This is a genomic window from Azonexus hydrophilus, from assembly GCF_001956855.1.
Lineage (GTDB): Bacteria > Pseudomonadota > Gammaproteobacteria > Burkholderiales > Rhodocyclaceae > Azonexus > Azonexus hydrophilus_A.
In genome coordinates this window covers 352,697-368,930 of the sequence record NZ_MTHD01000004.1, presented here as the reverse complement: position 1 = coordinate 368,930, position 16,234 = coordinate 352,697, and the positions used below count along the sequence as shown (strand labels likewise).

Genomic DNA, 16,234 nt, shown 5'->3' with positions numbered 1-16,234 from the left:
CCTTCCCGTACCGGAGGACATCACTTGCCCTGTTTCATCTGCTCGATTCCGTTGCGCAGCATCTGATCCAGTTCGGAACCCGCTTCCACCTGCGGCAGCAACGCTTCCCAGTAGGCAATGCCGTTCTTGGCGTCACCGGCTTCCATGGCGGCGGCGCCGGCCAGGAAAAGGGTGTGGCCATGCTGCGGATCGAGCTTCAGCGCCTTGTCGATCAGTTCCCTGGCTTTGCCGCTCAGGCCCTTGCCGCTGGCCATGGCCAGCGTTTCGGCGTAACTGGCGAGCAACTCGGGGTCTTTCTCGATGACCGGCTCGGCCTTGGCGTAGGCTTCGACGGATTCGGCATAGCGACCGAGCATCTTGTAGGAGCGGGCAAGCATCAGCCAGCCGTTCATGTCGTCCGGGTTCTGCTGCATGCGGGCGGCAAGCTTGGCGACCATTCCTTCGATATCTGCGGCCGTCATCTGCTTTTGCGGTGCGGTATTGACCGGATCCAGAGCGCGCGGATTGCCAAGCACGGTGTAGGCGGCCAGCGCGGCCAGCGGCAGCAGCACCAGCAGTGCAACGGCGGTGGGGCGGCTGGTGCTGGCAGGCACCGGCTCGGCTTCGTCCCCGGCTTCGACTTCTTCCAGCAGGCGGCGTTGCAATTCGTTGCGGGCTTGCTCGAATTCGCTTTCGTCCAGACTGCCTTCGTTGCGCTCGCGTTCAAGGTCAGCCAGCTGGTCGCGGAAAATTGCCAGATTGGCGGCCTTGCGGTCGGCTCCGGAGGGCTGACGACGGCGGGCGAACCACAGGCTGGGAAGAATCATTGCGGCAACCGCGACAATGATCAGGGTGGCGTAGATGGCAAACTGGGTCATTTGTCGTCGATTTCCTTGAGCAGCGCGTCGGCGCGGCGGGTGTCCTCGGCGGACAGGGGCTTGGCGTTGGTGACGGCAACCTGGGCGCTGCGTCGCTTGAGATAACCACGCATGGCGAAGATGCCGATGAACAGCAGCAGGATCGGGCCAGCCCAGAGCAACAGCGTGATGCCCTTGACCGGCGGCCGGTAGAGGACGAAATCACCGTAGCGGGTGACCATGAATTCGAGGATGTCGCTGTCCGAGCGACCGTCGCGAATCATGCCGCGGATCTCCCGACGCAAATCAACCGCCAGTTCGGCGTTCGAATCGGCGATGGTCTCGTTCTGGCAAACCAGGCAGCGAAGTTCGCGCGACAGATCCTGCAGGCGTCTTTCGGCGACTGGATCTTCGGCCAGCGCGGCTTCATTGGTTGCCGATGCAAATGCTGCGGTCGACAGCAGGCTGAGGGCAAAAATCAGGGTGCGGGCGAGGATCATTTGTTCAGCTCCGCGACCAGGGGCAGGATCTTGTCGTTCAGGATCTGCGGGCTGACCGGACCGGTATGTTTCATCCGGATGATGCCAGCCTTGTCGATGACATAGGTTTCCGGCACGCCGTACACGCCGTAGTCGATGCCGACGCGGCCGTCGATATCCATCACCGTCAGCAGGTAGGGATCGCCGTGTTCCTTCAGCCAGCCTTGGGCTCGCTCAAGCGCCATCGGCACTTCCTGTTCGGCAGGAACACGGCGCATGTCGATGGCGCCGTCGCCGCGCAGTTCCTTGTAGTTCAGGCCGACGACCGGGGTGCCGTTGCCGCGCCGCGAGAAATCAACCAGCACCGGGTGTTCCTGACGGCAGGAAACGCACCAGGAGGCCCAGACGTTGAGCAGCCAGACCTTGCCCTTCATGTCTTCCGGGCCCATCGTCGTGTCAGCCTTGCCGAGCACGGCCAGCTTGAAGGCCGGGGCCGGTTTGCCAACCAGTGGCGAAGGTACTTCACGCGGGTTCAGGTTGAGGCCGACGGCCAGCAGCACAACGAGGGCGGCGAAGGCGCCCAGTATCCAGTAATAACGGTTCATGCCTTGAGTTCTCCAGCCAGGGCTTCTTCCTTGCCGTGCTTGCGCCGGTTGCGGTAGCGCCGGTCAAGCATGGCGATCAGGCCGCCCAGGGCCATGATCGCGCAACCGCCCCAGATCCAGTCGACAAACGGCTTGTAATAGACGCGGACGGCCCATTCACCTTCCGGCTGGTCCGGGTTGATCGGTTCGCCGAGGGAGACGTAAACGTCGCGCAGGAACCCGGCATCGATGGCAGCTTCGGTCATCGGCATCGACGACGAGAAGTAGTTGCGCTTCTCGGGGTCGAGCTTGCGGACGAATTTGCCATTCACCGACAGATCGAAATCGCCCTGAGCAGCCTGGTAGTTCGGACCCTGTACCGCCTTCACGCCATTGAAGGTGAAGCTGTAGCCGCTGACCTCGATGGTCTCGCCCGGCGCCATCTTCACGTCCTTTTCCTCTTCGTAGCTGGAGACCATGGTGACGCCGACGACAAAGACGGCGATGCCGATGTGTGCCAGGTGCATGCCGGTGAAGCTGGCCGGCTGGTCGAAGGCGGTGGCGATGAAACTGCGGCCGTTGCGGGTCGCGTTGACCCGCTGGATGAAGTTGATCAGCGCGCCGAGCGTGATCCACACGGCCAGCAGGATGCCGAGTGCGGTCAACGCCTTCCATTCACCGTAAACCAGCGGCAGTGCGATGGCGACGATGGCGGCGGTAACGAATGCCCAGCGCAAGGTGCGGATGATTTCGCTGACAGATGCTTCCTTCCAGCGGGCGAACGGGGCGATGCCCATCAGGAAGAGCACCGGCACCATCACCGGCACGAAGACCGCGTCGAAGTACGGCGGGCCGACCGAGATCTTGCCGACGCCCAGCGCGTCGATGAGCAGCGGGTAGAGCGTACCGAGCAGGACGGTGGCGCAGGAAACCACCAGCAGTACATTGTTGGTGAGCAGCAGCGATTCGCGTGAAACCAGGCCGAAACGCCCACCAAGGCCGACCGACGGCGCCCGCCAGGCGAACAGTGCAAGCGAGGTGCCGATGACGGCGACGAGGAAGATCAGGATGAAGATGCCGCGCGTCGGGTCGGTGGCGAAGGCATGGACAGAGGTCAGCACGCCCGAGCGGACGAGGAAGGTACCGAGCAGCGACAGCGAGAACGCCGAGATCGCCAGCAACACCGTCCAGTTTTTGAAGCTGCCGCGCTTTTCGGTTGCCGCCAGCGAATGGATCAGCGCCGTGCCGACCAGCCAGGGCATGAACGAGGCATTCTCGACTGGATCCCAGAACCACCAGCCGCCCCAGCCCAGTTCGTAGTAGGCCCACCACGAGCCCATCGCGATGCCCAGCGTCAGGAATACCCAGGCTGCAGTCGTCCATGGCCGCGACCAGCGCGCCCAGGCAGCGTCAAGCTTGCCCGACAGCAGCGCGGCGATGGCGAAGGCGTAGGCCACCGAGAAGCCGACGTAGCCCATGTAGAGCAGCGGCGGGTGGATGATCAGTCCCGGGTCCTGCAGCAGCGGGTTCAGGTCGCGCCCTTCGGCGACGCCGGGCAGCAGGCGTTCGAAAGGATTGGAGGTGAACAGGATGAACAGCAGGAAACCGAAACAGACCAGGCCCAGCGTGCCGAGCACGCGCGCCAGCATGACTTCCGGCAGTTGTCCGGAAAACATGCGTACAGCCAGCGCCCACCAGGACATCATCAGCATCCACAGCAGCAGCGAACCTTCATGGCCGCCCCATACGGCCGCCATCCGGTATTCGATGGGCAGCAGCGTGTTCGAGTGCTGGGCAACGTACACCACCGAGAAGTCGTTGGCGATGAAGGCCCAGGTCAGGCAGACGAAGGAGACGGTAACGAGTAGCGCGAAAGCGGTGGTCGCCGGGCGGGCGAGCGCAATCCAGGGTTGCCGGCCGGTATGGGCGCCGATCAGCGGCAGGGTGCCAAGCAGCAGCGCGATCAGCGCGGAGAGGATGAGGGCGAAATGGCCAAGTTCAGGGATCATGCTTAGTAGCTCGCTTTCGGTTTGGCCACCGCGGCGGCGGCATCCTGTTCAGCCTGTTTCTGGACACCGCGCACATGCGCGTCGTTAAGCGCCTGGGCCGCTTCCGGTGGCATGTAGTTCTCGTCGTGCTTGGCCAGCACTTCCTGCGCCTTGAAAGAGCCGTCGGGCAACAGCTTGCCCTGGGCAACAGCGCCCTTGCCTTCCATGAACAGGTCGGGAAGGATGCCGACATAGTCGACAGTAAGATCGGATTCGGAGTCGGTGATGACGAAACGGATGGTCACGCCGTCGGCCTGCCGCTGAATGCTGCCTTCCTTGACCAGACCGCCGATACGGAACAATTTGTCCTTTGGAAAGTTGCCGTTGGCTACCTCGGTGGGGGATTTGAACAGCGCGATATTGCTGTTCAGTGCATTGAGCACCAGAACAATGATGATGCCGAAAAGCGCGACTGCGCCAACGATCAGGGCCAGTTTCTTGTGACGGGACTTCATGCTTCGGTACTCCGGGATTCAGCGCGCAGCTGGCGCTTCAGGCGGGCGATGGTGGCCTTGCGGTTGCGGGCAACAGCAATTGGCTCGATGACCATGGCTAGTGCGGTGACGCCAAAGGATCCCCAGACGTAGAGTCCGTAGCCACCCATGGCGAGAAAGTCGGAAAAACTGTTCCAGTAGATCATTGTTCGTCTCCGACGAGCGTTTTTCTGACCCAGTCGGTATGGCGCTCACGTTCGAGCATCAGTGTCCGGACGCGGGCCAGAGCGACGGCAATCGAATACATCCAGAAGGCCAGTGCCATCAGCAGCATGCCCCAGAGCATGACCTCGGCCATCGCCGACTTGGTCAGGTTGACGCTGGAGCCCTGGTGCAGGGTGTTCCACCACTTCACCGAGAAATAGATGATCGGGATATTGACCACGCCAACCAGCAGCAGGATGCCGCCGGCCTTGTCGGCACGGCGCGCATCGTCGATGGCGGCGACCAGCGCCATGTAGCCGATGTAGAGGAAGAGCAGGATCAGTTCCGAGGTCAGCCGGGCATCCCAGACCCACCAGGTGCCCCACATCGGCTTGCCCCACAGCGCGCCGGTCCACAGCGACAGGAAAGCCATCAGCGCACCGGTCGGTGCCAGTGCCTGCGCCATCATCCCCGACAACCGGGTGTTGAAGGCCAGGCCGATGGCTGCCCAGAAGGCCATGACCAGGTAGATGAACATGCTCATCCACGAAGTCGGGACGTGGATGAAGATGATCCGGTAACCCTCGCCCTGCTGAAAATCGGTGGGTGCGACGAGCATGCCGATATACAGGCCGGCCAGACCGAACAGGATGCCGGCGGCGATGAACCAGGGGATCAGGCGGCCAGCCAACGGGTAGAAGGTGGCCGGGGAGGCGAAACGATACAGGTTGAAGCGGTCGTTCATTCGAGGGCGATCTTCAGGGCCGCAGCCGACGCCCAGGGGGCGAAACCGATTGCAGCAAAGGTCATTGCAGTGAGCAGTGAAAGATGTCCTTCCCCCCCGAGACCGGACACCGTCGCATCAACTGCGCCAGCGCCGAATATTAGCACCGGAATGTAGAGAGGGAGAACAAGCAGGGATAAAAGAACGCCGCCACCGCGCAGACCAAGGGTCAGCGCGGCACCGATGGCACCGATGCCGGACAGTGCGGGCGTGCCGAGCAGGATGGCGCCGGTCAGCACCAGCAGGGCTTCGCCCGACAGGTCGAACTGAATGCCCAGGATGGGCGCGATCAGTGCCAGTGGCAGGCCGGAAACCAGCCAGTGAGCGATCACTTTGCCGGTGACGATCAGGCCCAGCGGGTGTGGCGACAGCGCCAGCTGTTCGAGTGTGCCATCGCGGTAGTCGTCGGCGAACAGGCGCGGCAGCGACAGCATCGTTGCCAGCAGCGCGGCTACCCACAGAACGCCGGGGGCCAGCTGGCGCAACAGATCGACTTCCGGTCCGATGCCGAGCGGGAACAGGCTGACGACGATGACGAAGAAAAACAATGCGGAGACGATGTCAGCCTGGCGACGCATGGCCAGTTTCAGGTCGCGGGCGATGACGGAAGTGACGATTTTCAGCATGTGTTCGCCTTCAGCCGATGCGCAGTTCGCGGACATTGCCGGCGGGAATGGCAACCGGCTGGTGGGTCGTCATCACGGCCATGCCGCCACGTTGCAGATGGCCGGAAATGATGCCGGCGAGCCAGTCGACCGCAGCAACGTCAAGGGCCACGAAAGGTTCGTCGAGAATCCACAGCGGGCGCCGGTCCACGACCAGCCGGGCCAGTGCGACGCGGCGCTTCTGCCCCTGCGACAGGTACTTGCAGGCAAGGTCCTCGCGGCCGGCCAGGCCGACCTGTTCCAGGGCATCGATGGCATCGTCTTCGGATAACGTCTCGCCGGCCAGACGGGCGGCGGCCAGCAGGTTTTCGAGCGGTGTCAGCTCTTCCTTGATGGCATTGAGGTGGCCGAGATAGCAGAGATCGGCGTGGAATTCGTCGTTCTGGCTGCGGATCGGCCGACCCTGCCAGCGGATCTCGCCGTTTTCCGGTGGCAGCAATCCAATCAGCATGCGCAACAGACTGGTCTTTCCGGCCCCGTTGCGGCCTTGCAGGTAAATCAGTTCCCCCGCTGCCAGCTTGAAGCCCAGGCCTGCGAAAAGGCGGCGCTCGCCGCGCACGCATTCCAGATTGTCAGCTTCCAGCATGGTGAATACCCGGAAAGATCAGGGGCGAATTATGGAGGCGCAAGTGTACCGGCAGATTGAGGTGAATCAAACAAGAAAAAAACGGGGGCCGAAGCCCCCGAATCGGAGAGGTGAAACCGGTGCTTACTTGAACGGCGTCGGACGCGGCGTGGCATCCGAAGACGGCGGCAGGATCGGCAGCGTGAAGGTCGGCTGGTCGCCGGTCAGGGTCTTCAGGAAGGCGACGATCTTGGCGTTTTCGTCCTTGGTGAACTTCTTGCCCAGCTGCAGGCGACCCATGATGTCGACAGCTTCGGTCAGGGTGTTGGCAGCGCCGTCGTGGAAGTACGGATAGGTCATTTCGACGTTGCGCAGAGTCGGCACCTTGAAGTTGAAACGGTCGGCATCCTTGCCGGTCACACCGGCACGGCCTTCGGCGGTGGCGGTGGTCTTGTACGGTTCGACCAGACCCATCTTCTGGAAGGAGTTGCCACCGACTGCTTCACCATTGTGGCAGGCGACGCAGCCGCTGTCCTTGAACAGGGCGTAGCCTTCCAGTTCGGTCTTGTTCAGGGCGGCCTTGTTGCCGAGCAGCCACTGGTCGAAGCGCGAGTTCGGGGTCACCAGGGTCTTCTCGAATTCGGCGATGGCCAGCGTGACCTGATCAATGTCGATCTTGTCCTTGCCGAAGACCAGCTTGAATTCGCGGACGTAGGCCGGAATGGATTCCAGCACATTGATTGCCAGGGTGTGGGTGAAGGCCATTTCGCCCGGGTTGGCGATCGGACCGCCGGCCTGTGCCTTGAGGTCGGCCGCACGGCCGTCCCAGAACTGGGCCAGGTTCAGGCTGGAGTTCAGCACGGTCGGGGAATTGATCGGGCCCTGCTGCCACTTGTCGCCGACCGAGGTCGGGATGTTGTCAGTACCACCCATCGACAGGTTGTGGCAGGTGTTGCAGGACATGATGCCGGACTTGGACAGGCGCGGATCGAAATAGAGCTTCTTGCCCAGTTCGACCATGCCGATGTTGATGCTGGCGGGCGGCTTGATCGGCTGGATCGGCTCATCGGCAGCAGCCTGGACGGCAGTCGTGATCGCCAGACCGGAAATCAGTGCAATGGCTGTCGAAAGAATGGTTTGTTTCATCATTGTTCTCCCTCGTTGAAAGATGTGTCCGGCCATTCTCCCCCGGGGGGGTATGCTAGACTTGATCCAAGTCAATGTTTTTTATGGGTTTCAACTATAGCCCTCATAGGGAACCCCTATGGATCATGAGGGTATGATCCGGGGCCAGAGGAGAGAAACGAATGACCTTGACCGAGTTGCGTTACATTGTTGCGCTTGCCCAGGAGAACAATTTCAGCCGTGCTGCCGAGCGCTGTTCGGTGAGCCAGCCGACACTCAGCGTCGCCATCGCGAGGCTTGAGGATGAACTGGGCGTGCAGTTGTTCGAACGTGGCAAGGGGTTCGTCAGCCCCAGTCTGGTTGGGGCCAAAGTGGTCGAGCAGGCGCAACACGCGCTGGAGGAGGCCGAGAAAGTGCGGCAGATCGCCCAGCGCGGTCGCGATCAGCTGGACGGCACCTTGCGCCTTGGCGTCATCCATACCATCGGCCCCTATCTGCTGCCGCAACTGATCCATTCGCTCAAGCGGGTGGCGCCCAACATGCCGCTGGTGATCGAGGAAAACATGACGGCCAACCTCGCCGACATGCTGCGCGACAACGATCTCGATGTCGCCATCCTGGCGCTGCCGTTCGATCTGCCGGGTGTGTTGACCCGGCCGCTCTACGACGAAATTTTCAAGGTTGTCGTGCCCTGCGGGCATCCCTGGGAAAACCTGCCGGCCATCGCGCCGGAGGATGTTGCCGGCGACGAGGTCCTGCTGTTGAAGGCGGGCAATTGCTTCCGCGATCAGGTGCTGGGTGCCTGTCCACAAGTGAGCAGTCCGGAAACCGATATCCGTCTCGGCCACTCGATCGGCACGATCCGCTGCATGGTCGCTTCCGGGCTGGGCGTGTCGGTCTTGCCGGAGGGTGCGCTGCAGCATCCTTACAACAACGACATGATCCGCGTCATTCCGTTCCTGCCCCCCGAACCCTCAAGGCGGGTGGCGCTGGCCTGGCGCAACTGCTTCGTCCGGCCCAAGGCCATCGACGCGCTGCTGGCGGCAGTCCGCGGACTGGATTCTCCGGCTTACCGTCTGCTGGTCTGAGCGCCGATCAGGATTTCAGCCTGCAGTTGCTGCAGCAACTCTGAAAGCTCCCGGCTGGCGGTCTGCAGGTCAGGAACGTGCTGGGCGACCTCGTCAGCGAGGCCCGCGTGGTGCAGGTCAAGCATGGTTCGGGCGACATCGTGCAAGCGGACGTGGACCTCGTCGATGGCGGCGAATGCCTGAATCCGGCCGTAGCGCCGGGCGCCGGCGCCGTGATACCAGCGGCCGAAGCCGCAGGCCCGGTGATCGAGCTCCGGCGCCGGGTGGCTGTCCGGGGCGCCGGCGAGGCAGGCATCCAGGGTTTTCAGCCAGCGCCGGTGGTCGACTTCGGCGATCAGCATCGGCAGGTCCTCGCGCGACCATTCGAAGGCTGAAGCCGCCCCCCACAACTCGTCCGGCCGGAACGCAGCCATCCACTCCGGCAACGCTGCGGCGGGCATGGGGCGGGCAATGCCGAAGCCCTGGGCCAGATCGCAGCCGAGCAGCAACAGCACCAGGCCATGCTCGACGGTTTCGACGCCTTCAGCAATAACCTTCCGGCGGAAGGCCCGGGTCAGGCCGATCACCCCTTCGACGATGGCCAGGTCTTCCGGGTCGTCCAGCATGTCGCGGATGAAGGACTGGTCGATCTTGAGCATTTCCGCGGGCAACCGGCGGAAATAGGTCAGCGACGAATAGCCGGTCCCGAAATCGTCGAGGGCGAAACTGACACCGAGGCGCCGGCATTCCTCAAACAGTTGGGCGGCCCGTCCGATATCCTCGATGGCGGCGGTTTCCAGTACTTCCAGTTCGAGCCGGTCCGGCGGAACATTGGGCCAGGCTGCCAGTTGGCAGCCCAAGTCTTCGGCGAAACCGGGATGCTGCAGATGCTCCCCGGCAATATTGATGCTGAGGGCGAGATCGATGCCAGCCGCAGTCCATGCGGAGAGTTGGGCCAATGCGGTCCGGATCACCCAGTTGCCAAGATCGATGGCCAGTTCGCTGCCTTCGATGGCCGGCAGGAATTCCTGTGGCAACAGCAGCCCCTGTTCCGGATGCTGCCAGCGGATCAAGGCTTCGGCGCCAACGACGCGTCCCTGCCGCATGTCGACTTTCGGCTGGTAATAGAGTACGAATTCTTCCGCTGCCAGGCCTTCGCGGATGCGCGCGATTTCGTCGCGGCGGCGGCGGGCGCGGCGGTCGTTTTCCGGGTCGAACAGATGGTGCCGGTTACGTCCGGCCTGCTTGGCCACGTACATCGCCTGATCGGCATGGCGCAGCAAGGTGTCGGCATCCGAGCCGTCGTTCGGGTAGAGCGTTACCCCGATGCTGGCGGAGATGCAGACTTCCTCGCCGGATACCGCGAAAGGGCGGACCAGCGATGCCGAGATGCGATTCAGTGCCTGATCGCATTCGTGGATGTCGCCGAGGTCGGCGAGCAGCAGCACGAATTCGTCGCCACCCAGTCGGGCAACGGTATCGCCACCCCGCACGCAGGATTTGAGACGTTGCGCGACTTCAATCAGCAGGCGGTCGCCGGCAGCGTGGCCGAACTGGTCATTGACCGGCTTGAAGCCGTCGAGGTCGAGATAGCACACCGCCAGCAGTCCCAGTGTCCTTGCGGCATGGGCCATTGCCAGTTGCAGGCGGTCGGCGAGCAGCATGCGGTTGGGCAGCTGGGTCAGGGCATCGAAATGTGCCAGATGTTCGAGGCGCTGCTGGTGTTCCTTCAGCAGGGTTATGTCGGAGAAAATGCCGACGAAATGCGTGATCTTCGAATCCGGGCTGCGGACGGCGGAGATGGTTAGTAGTTCGACAAAAATCTCGCCGGATTTCTTGCGGTTCCAGACTTCGCCGCGCCAGTGTCCGTCGCGGTGGATGGCCTGCCACATTTCCCGATAGAAGGCGCTGTCGTGGTGCCCGGAGTTGAGCAGGCCGGCATTCTGGCCGATTGCCTCGACCCGGCTGAAGCCGGTCAACTCGCTGAAAGTCGGATTGACTTCGACGATGCGGCCGCTGACGTCGGTAATCATGATGCCTTCGTGGGCATTGGCAAAAACGCTGGCCGCAAGGCGCTGACGTTCTTCCAGTACCTGGCGTTCGAGCGCCAGGGCAAATTGCCGGGCCATGTTCTGGACGGCCAGGCAATTGGCGGCGGAGATCTGGTCGGTATGGCGGCCAGCCAGATTCATGCAGGCAACTGCCTGGCCATCGACGACGATGGGCTGGATCAGCAGGCAGCGCAGGCCTTCCTCGCTGATGTGGGGCAAGGCAAGCAGGCTGCATTCCTGGTTCTCGCTGCAGCAGTGCTGGCAACTGCAGATGACCTTGTGTTCCCGTATGAGGCGTGCCTGTCGAGAGTCTGCCGAGTAGTGCCGTACCTGTTCGATGAAGCGTTCCGAAAGTCCGTGGTGGGCAAGCAGTTCATAGTCGCCGCCGGTGGTCAGCCAGTAGATGCCGCCGCAATCGAATTCAGGGAAGCGTAGTGCCAGCTTGAGCATCGTTGCCAGCAGGTCGGCTCTGCCGCCGCCGGTGGACAGTGCGTTGGCCAGGTCGCGTTCGATGCCGAGGCGCAATTCCTCCGCACGGTTGGCGCCGATGTCGATGGCGCTGGCAATGACGGCGTTCTGGCCGGCGTAGCAGGTGGCGGTCATCTGAACGCGGATCAGCACGATCTGTCCGGCCCGGTTGCGTCCCCAGTATTCGATGGCTTGTGCCTGGCCGCCGGCAGCCGCGCGGATGGCGGCGAGTACTGCGCCGGGCGCATTCATCCCGGCTACGGCCATGTCGTCCGGCGTGCGGCCGCGCAACTCATCCCGGCTGTAGCCGGACATCTGTTCGGCGGCCTGGTTGGCATCGAGAAAATGACCGTCGGCGTCGAGCACGAAGAGTGCGTTGGCGACCGTTTCGAATAGCTGGTGGAAGGTGTTCCGGCTGTTCTGCAGTTCTGTTGACTGGTGTTGCTGGGAAATCAGCAGGGCTGCCAGTTGGCTGGCCTGTCGGATGGTTTCGCGGCTGCTGTCGGGTAGTCGTCCCGGCTTCTGCATGTAGGCGGCAAAAGTGCCCAGCAACTCCTTGTCCGGTCCGAGCAGGGCTTCGGCCCAGCCTGAATGACCGCCGAGCAGGCGGGCGAAATCACGGTAGTTTTCACCCTCGGGCTGGACGAAGACATCTTCGATATAGGCTTCGCCGCGGCGCCAGGCGGCAGTGCCGGAGACCCCTTGGCCTTCGGCGATGGGCACGTTCTGCAGTATCTGGCAGGCGGCATCGGGCAGGCTGGGGGCGGCTGCGAGGTGCAGGCTTTCGCCCGCAGGTTCGGCCAGCATGATGGCGCACTTGATGTCGGGTACTTCGTGTTCGGCGGAGAGCACGATCAGTTCGAGCAGGTTCTCCAGGCGTTCGCCGCGCAGCAGGCCGGCCATGGCGGCGTTGCGGATCAGCAGGGCTTCGTCGTAACGGGTTTGCAGGCCGCGCTGTTCGCTGACGGTTTCGTCGAGCAGATCCATTTCCAGCGGCCGGATCAGGCTGTGTTCAGTGAGCAGGCCGAGCAGGCGATTATTGCGGTCGACCACCGTCAGGTGCCGGATTCTGGCTTCCAGCATCAATGCTGCTGCTTCCGCTGCCGAGGTTTCCGGGAGCACGCTGGCCAGTGGGTGGGTCATGATTTCACCCAGCGTCGGATTGCCATCGATCTGCAGGTAGAGGCGGACGACATCGCGTTCGGTGACGATGCCGCAGGCCTGATCGCCATCGACAACGACGACGCTGGTGGCGCGGGCGGTTTCCATCGCGGCCAGCGCACTGTCCAGCGTGGCTGTCCTTGGCAGGCGGGGAAATACCCTGTCCATCAGGCCTTCGACGGTATTCAGCTGGCGATAGAAGTCGAGGCCGAAGAAACGCCGGAAGTCCGTTTCACTGATGATGCCGAGCAATTTGCCATCACCGGCGGTGACGACCAGATGGCGGATGCCGAGGCGGGTGGCCTGGCGGAAGGCGGCGCGAACCTCGGTATCGTGATTGACGGTGAATACCGGCGACGTCATGAAATCGCGGACCGGGCGACTGTGATCATCATGCTGGCGCATCGCGTGCAACATGTCGCGTTCGGTCAGGATGCCGGTGATCCGGCCATCATCGATCACGACAACAGAAGAAATCCGGGCGTCCACCATCATTGCTGCGGCATCGGCAAGCGTCGAATCGGGCGCGACGCTATCGGCGTGCAGGGTCATCAGGTCGGCTACGGTAGGCATGCCGGGATTTTAGTGAGCGAAACCGCGCTTGTGTTGATCGATCGCAAGCCTTTTGCAGGCTGTGAGCGGAAATAGCGCCAGTCGGCTGCGCTAAAGGTGGATGAATACTTTCCAGAAGTGGTGTCTTGCCTTCCGGTTGTTTTCCGGCATGGCCGCTGCCGGGCCGGGGGTTTTGTTTCAAGTCCATGGTTTTTATGGGAAAAGAAAAATTCCGCCGGAGATGGCACAGGCTTTGCGGTGATGGCGCCACTGCATGTCTGACCAGAGGGGGGAAGCGCCGTGACCGAAACCTTTTACGAAGTGCTGCGCCGCCAGGGGATCACCCGGCGCAGTTTCCTGAAATTCTGCAGCCTGACCGCGACCTCGCTCGGGCTGGGCAGCGCCGCCGCACCGCGCATCGCGCATGCGATGGAAACCAAGCCGCGGACGCCGGTGCTCTGGCTGCATGGTCTCGAATGCACCTGCTGCTCGGAATCCTTCATCCGTTCGGCGCATCCGCTGACCAAGGATGTCGTCCTCTCGATGCTGTCGCTCGACTACGACGATACGCTGATGGCCGCCGCCGGCCACCAGGCCGAAGCCATCCTCGACGAGGTCAAGAAGAAGTACAAGGGCCAGTACATCGTCGCCGTCGAGGGCAATCCGCCGCTCAACGAAGACGGCATGTTCTGCATCCAGGGCGGCCGCCCCTTCGTCGAGAAACTCAAGGAAACCTGCGCCGATGCCAAGGCGATCATCAGCTGGGGCGCCTGTGCCTCCTACGGTTGCGTGCAGGCCGCCAAGCCGAATCCGACGCGGGCGACGCCGGTGCACAAGGTGATCACCGGCAAACCGATCATCAACGTGCCGGGCTGCCCGCCGATCGCCGAAGTGATGACCGGCGTCGTCACCTACATGCTGACCTTCGACCGCATTCCCGAACTTGACCGCCAGGGCCGGCCGAAGATGTTCTACGGTCAACGCATCCACGACAAGTGTTATCGCCGCGGCCACTTCGACGCCGGCCAGTTCGCCGAAGCCTGGGATGACGAGGGCTCGCGCAAGGGCTACTGCCTGTACAAGATGGGTTGCAAGGGCCCGACCACCTACAACGCCTGTTCGTCTATGCGCTGGAACGGTGGCGTCAGCTGGCCGGTGCAGTCCGGTCACGGCTGTATCGGCTGTTCCGAGGACGGCTTCTGGGACAAGGGTTCGTTCTACGACCGCGTCACCGACATCAAGGCCTTCGGCGTCGAATCGAATGCCGACACCATCGGCAAGGCGGCTGCCGGCACCGTCGGTGCGGCGATTGCCGCGCACGCTGCGGTGACCGCACTGGCCCGCGCCCGCCAGAAGGCCGGCGAGAGTGAAAAAGTCAGTGAAAATCAGGGAGAGAAATAAGATGAGCGCTTACGAAACCCAGGGCTTCAAGCTCGACAATTCCGGCAAGCGCGTCGTCGTTGACCCGGTCTGCCGCATCGAGGGCCACCTGCGGGTGGAAGTGAATCTCGACAGCAACAACGTCATCCGCAACGCGGTATCCACCGGCACCATGTGGCGCGGTCTGGAAGTCATCCTCAAGGGCCGCGATCCACGCGATGCCTGGGCTTTTACCGAGCGCATCTGCGGCGTCTGTACCGGTACCCATGCGTTGACCTCGGTGCGTGCGGTTGAAGATGCGCTGGCCATCCAGATTCCGGAAAACGCCAACACCATCCGCAACCTGATGCAGCTGAATCTCTACATTCACGACCATCTGGTGCACTTCTACCACCTGCACGCGCTCGACTGGGTCGACGTCGTGTCGGCCCTGAAGGCCGATCCGAAGGCAACGTCGGCGCTGGCGCAGAGCATTTCGTCGTGGCCGCTGTCGTCGCCGGGCTATTTCCGCGACATCCAGAATCGCCTGAAGAAGTTCGTCGATTCCGGCCAGCTTGGCCCGTTCATGAATGGCTACTGGGGCAACCCGGCCTACAAGCTGCCGCCGGAAGCCAACCTGATGGCGGTGGCGCACTATTTGGAGGCTCTCGATTTCCAGAAGGAAATCGTCAAGGTGCACACCATCTTCGGCGGCAAGAATCCGCATCCGAACTGGCTGGTCGGCGGCGTGCCCTGCGCGATCAACCTCGAAGGCGCGGGGGCGGTCGGCGCCATCAACATGGAACGGCTGAACCTGGTCAAGAGCATCATCGACCGCTGTACCGAGTTTGTCGAACAGGTCTACATTCCCGACCTGCTGGCCATCGGCTCCTTCTACAAGGGCTGGCTGTACGGCGGCGGCCTGTCGTCGAAGAACCTGCTGTCCTACGGCGACATTCCGAAGACGGCCAACGACTACTCGGCCGGCAATCTGTTGCTGCCGCGCGGCGCCATCATCAACGGCAAGCTCGACGAGATTCATCCGGTCGATCTGCGTGATCCGGAACAGGTTCAGGAATACGTCGCCCACAGCTGGTACAAGTACCCGGACGACAACCTCGGCCTGCATCCGTGGGACGGCGTCACCGAGCCGAACTTCGTCCTCGGCCCGAACACCAAGGGCACCAAGACCAACATCAAGGAGCTCGACGAGGGCGCCAAGTATTCGTGGATCAAGGCCCCGCGCTGGCGCGGTCACGCGATGGAAGTCGGCTGTCTGCCGCGGATGGTGCTGGGTTACCTGCAGCCGAAGGAATACCCGGAAATCCACGGTCTGGTCGAAGGCGCGCTGAAGCACCTCGACGTGCCGGTGACCGCGCTGTTCTCGACGCTTGGCCGGACCGCCGCGCGCGGCCTGGAGACGGCGTACTGCGTCAAGCTGCAGAGCCGCGAGTTCGACAAGCTGATGACCAATCTCAAGGCGGGCGATCTCAACACCGCCAATATCGAGAAATGGGATCCGTCGAGCTGGCCTAAGGAAGCCAAGGGCGTCGGCTTCACCGAAGCCCCGCGCGGTGCGCTCGGTCACTGGATCAAGATCAAGGACACCAAGATCGACAACTACCAGTGCGTCGTGCCGACCACCTGGAACGGCGGTCCGCGCGACCACAAGGGCCAGATCGGTGCGTTCGAAGCGTCGCTGATGGACACCCCGGTGGCCAAGGCCGACGAACCGCTGGAAATCCTGCGCACGCTGCATTCCTTCGATCCCTGCCTGGCCTGCTCGACGCACGTGATGAGCCCGGACGGACAGGAAATGACGACGGTCAAGGTCCGCTGAGCGGTCCGGAAA

14 protein-coding genes are annotated in these 16,234 nt (G+C 62.7%); 3 read left to right on the top strand and 11 right to left on the bottom strand.

The window, feature by feature from the left end:
- Nucleotides 1–20: 20 nt before the first annotated feature.
- The 10 genes from ccmI to BJN45_RS13025 all read right to left on the bottom strand — a co-directional run bounded on the left by ccmI (nucleotide 21) and on the right by BJN45_RS13025 (nucleotide 7,748).
- A complete protein-coding gene (gene ccmI, locus BJN45_RS13070; protein WP_076095912.1) occupies nucleotides 21–857 on the bottom strand; it encodes a c-type cytochrome biogenesis protein CcmI in 837 nt (278 codons plus the stop codon).
- Complete coding sequence (locus BJN45_RS13065) at nucleotides 854–1,336, bottom strand: cytochrome c-type biogenesis protein (RefSeq protein ID WP_076095910.1); 483 nt, start codon at nucleotides 1,334–1,336, stop codon at nucleotides 854–856. The genes ccmI and BJN45_RS13065 overlap by 4 nt, the downstream gene beginning before the upstream one ends.
- Nucleotides 1,333–1,920: a DsbE family thiol:disulfide interchange protein gene (locus tag BJN45_RS13060; protein WP_076095908.1), complete on the bottom strand. Its 588-nt coding sequence runs from the start codon at nucleotides 1,918–1,920 to the stop codon at nucleotides 1,333–1,335. Before BJN45_RS13060 ends, BJN45_RS13065 begins: the two co-directional genes overlap by 4 nt.
- Nucleotides 1,917–3,908, bottom strand: a complete 1,992-nt coding sequence (locus BJN45_RS13055) for a heme lyase CcmF/NrfE family subunit (protein WP_076095906.1) — start codon at nucleotides 3,906–3,908, stop codon at nucleotides 1,917–1,919. The genes BJN45_RS13060 and BJN45_RS13055 overlap by 4 nt, the downstream gene beginning before the upstream one ends.
- Before the next feature lie 2 nt (nucleotides 3,909–3,910).
- Entirely contained in the window at nucleotides 3,911–4,402 is a 492-nt protein-coding gene (ccmE, locus tag BJN45_RS13050) for a cytochrome c maturation protein CcmE (protein WP_076095904.1), read from the bottom strand.
- Nucleotides 4,399–4,587 (bottom strand): heme exporter protein CcmD, encoded by a 189-nt coding sequence (gene ccmD, locus BJN45_RS13045; protein WP_170873088.1) that lies wholly within the window; start codon nucleotides 4,585–4,587, stop codon nucleotides 4,399–4,401. Before ccmD ends, ccmE begins: the two co-directional genes overlap by 4 nt.
- On the bottom strand, nucleotides 4,584–5,330 hold the full coding sequence (gene ccmC / locus BJN45_RS13040) for a heme ABC transporter permease CcmC (RefSeq protein WP_076095901.1): 747 nt from the start codon (nucleotides 5,328–5,330) through the stop codon (nucleotides 4,584–4,586). Before ccmC ends, ccmD begins: the two co-directional genes overlap by 4 nt.
- Nucleotides 5,327–5,995, bottom strand: a complete 669-nt coding sequence (gene ccmB, locus BJN45_RS13035; RefSeq protein WP_076096134.1) for a heme exporter protein CcmB — start codon at nucleotides 5,993–5,995, stop codon at nucleotides 5,327–5,329. The genes ccmC and ccmB overlap by 4 nt, the downstream gene beginning before the upstream one ends.
- A gap of 10 nt (nucleotides 5,996–6,005) precedes the next feature.
- The gene (gene ccmA / locus BJN45_RS13030; protein ID WP_076095899.1) at nucleotides 6,006–6,620 is read right to left on the bottom strand and encodes a cytochrome c biogenesis heme-transporting ATPase CcmA; all 615 of its coding nucleotides are present in this window, start codon (nucleotides 6,618–6,620) and stop codon (nucleotides 6,006–6,008) included.
- Nucleotides 6,621–6,743: 123 nt separating this feature from the next.
- Nucleotides 6,744–7,748: a cytochrome-c peroxidase gene (locus BJN45_RS13025; RefSeq protein WP_205750589.1), complete on the bottom strand. Its 1,005-nt coding sequence runs from the start codon at nucleotides 7,746–7,748 to the stop codon at nucleotides 6,744–6,746.
- A 158-nt stretch (nucleotides 7,749–7,906) separates the two neighbouring features.
- On the opposite strand from BJN45_RS13025, the gene BJN45_RS13020 reads away from it, so the two are divergent.
- Nucleotides 7,907–8,812, top strand: a complete 906-nt coding sequence (locus BJN45_RS13020) for a hydrogen peroxide-inducible genes activator (protein WP_076095898.1) — start codon at nucleotides 7,907–7,909, stop codon at nucleotides 8,810–8,812.
- Here BJN45_RS13020 and BJN45_RS13015 read toward each other — a convergent pair.
- Nucleotides 8,794–13,044, bottom strand: a complete 4,251-nt coding sequence (locus tag BJN45_RS13015; RefSeq protein ID WP_076095896.1) for an EAL domain-containing protein — start codon at nucleotides 13,042–13,044, stop codon at nucleotides 8,794–8,796. The genes BJN45_RS13020 and BJN45_RS13015 overlap by 19 nt on opposite strands.
- 279 nt (nucleotides 13,045–13,323) lie before the next feature.
- On the opposite strand from BJN45_RS13015, the gene BJN45_RS13010 reads away from it, so the two are divergent.
- Nucleotides 13,324–14,424, top strand: a complete 1,101-nt coding sequence (locus BJN45_RS13010; RefSeq protein WP_076095894.1) for a hydrogenase small subunit — start codon at nucleotides 13,324–13,326, stop codon at nucleotides 14,422–14,424.
- Between the two features lies 1 nt (nucleotide 14,425).
- Nucleotides 14,426–16,222, top strand: coding sequence for a nickel-dependent hydrogenase large subunit (locus BJN45_RS13005; protein ID WP_076095892.1), 1,797 nt, complete (start codon nucleotides 14,426–14,428; stop codon nucleotides 16,220–16,222).
- The last annotated feature ends 12 nt before the right edge of the window (nucleotides 16,223–16,234 follow it).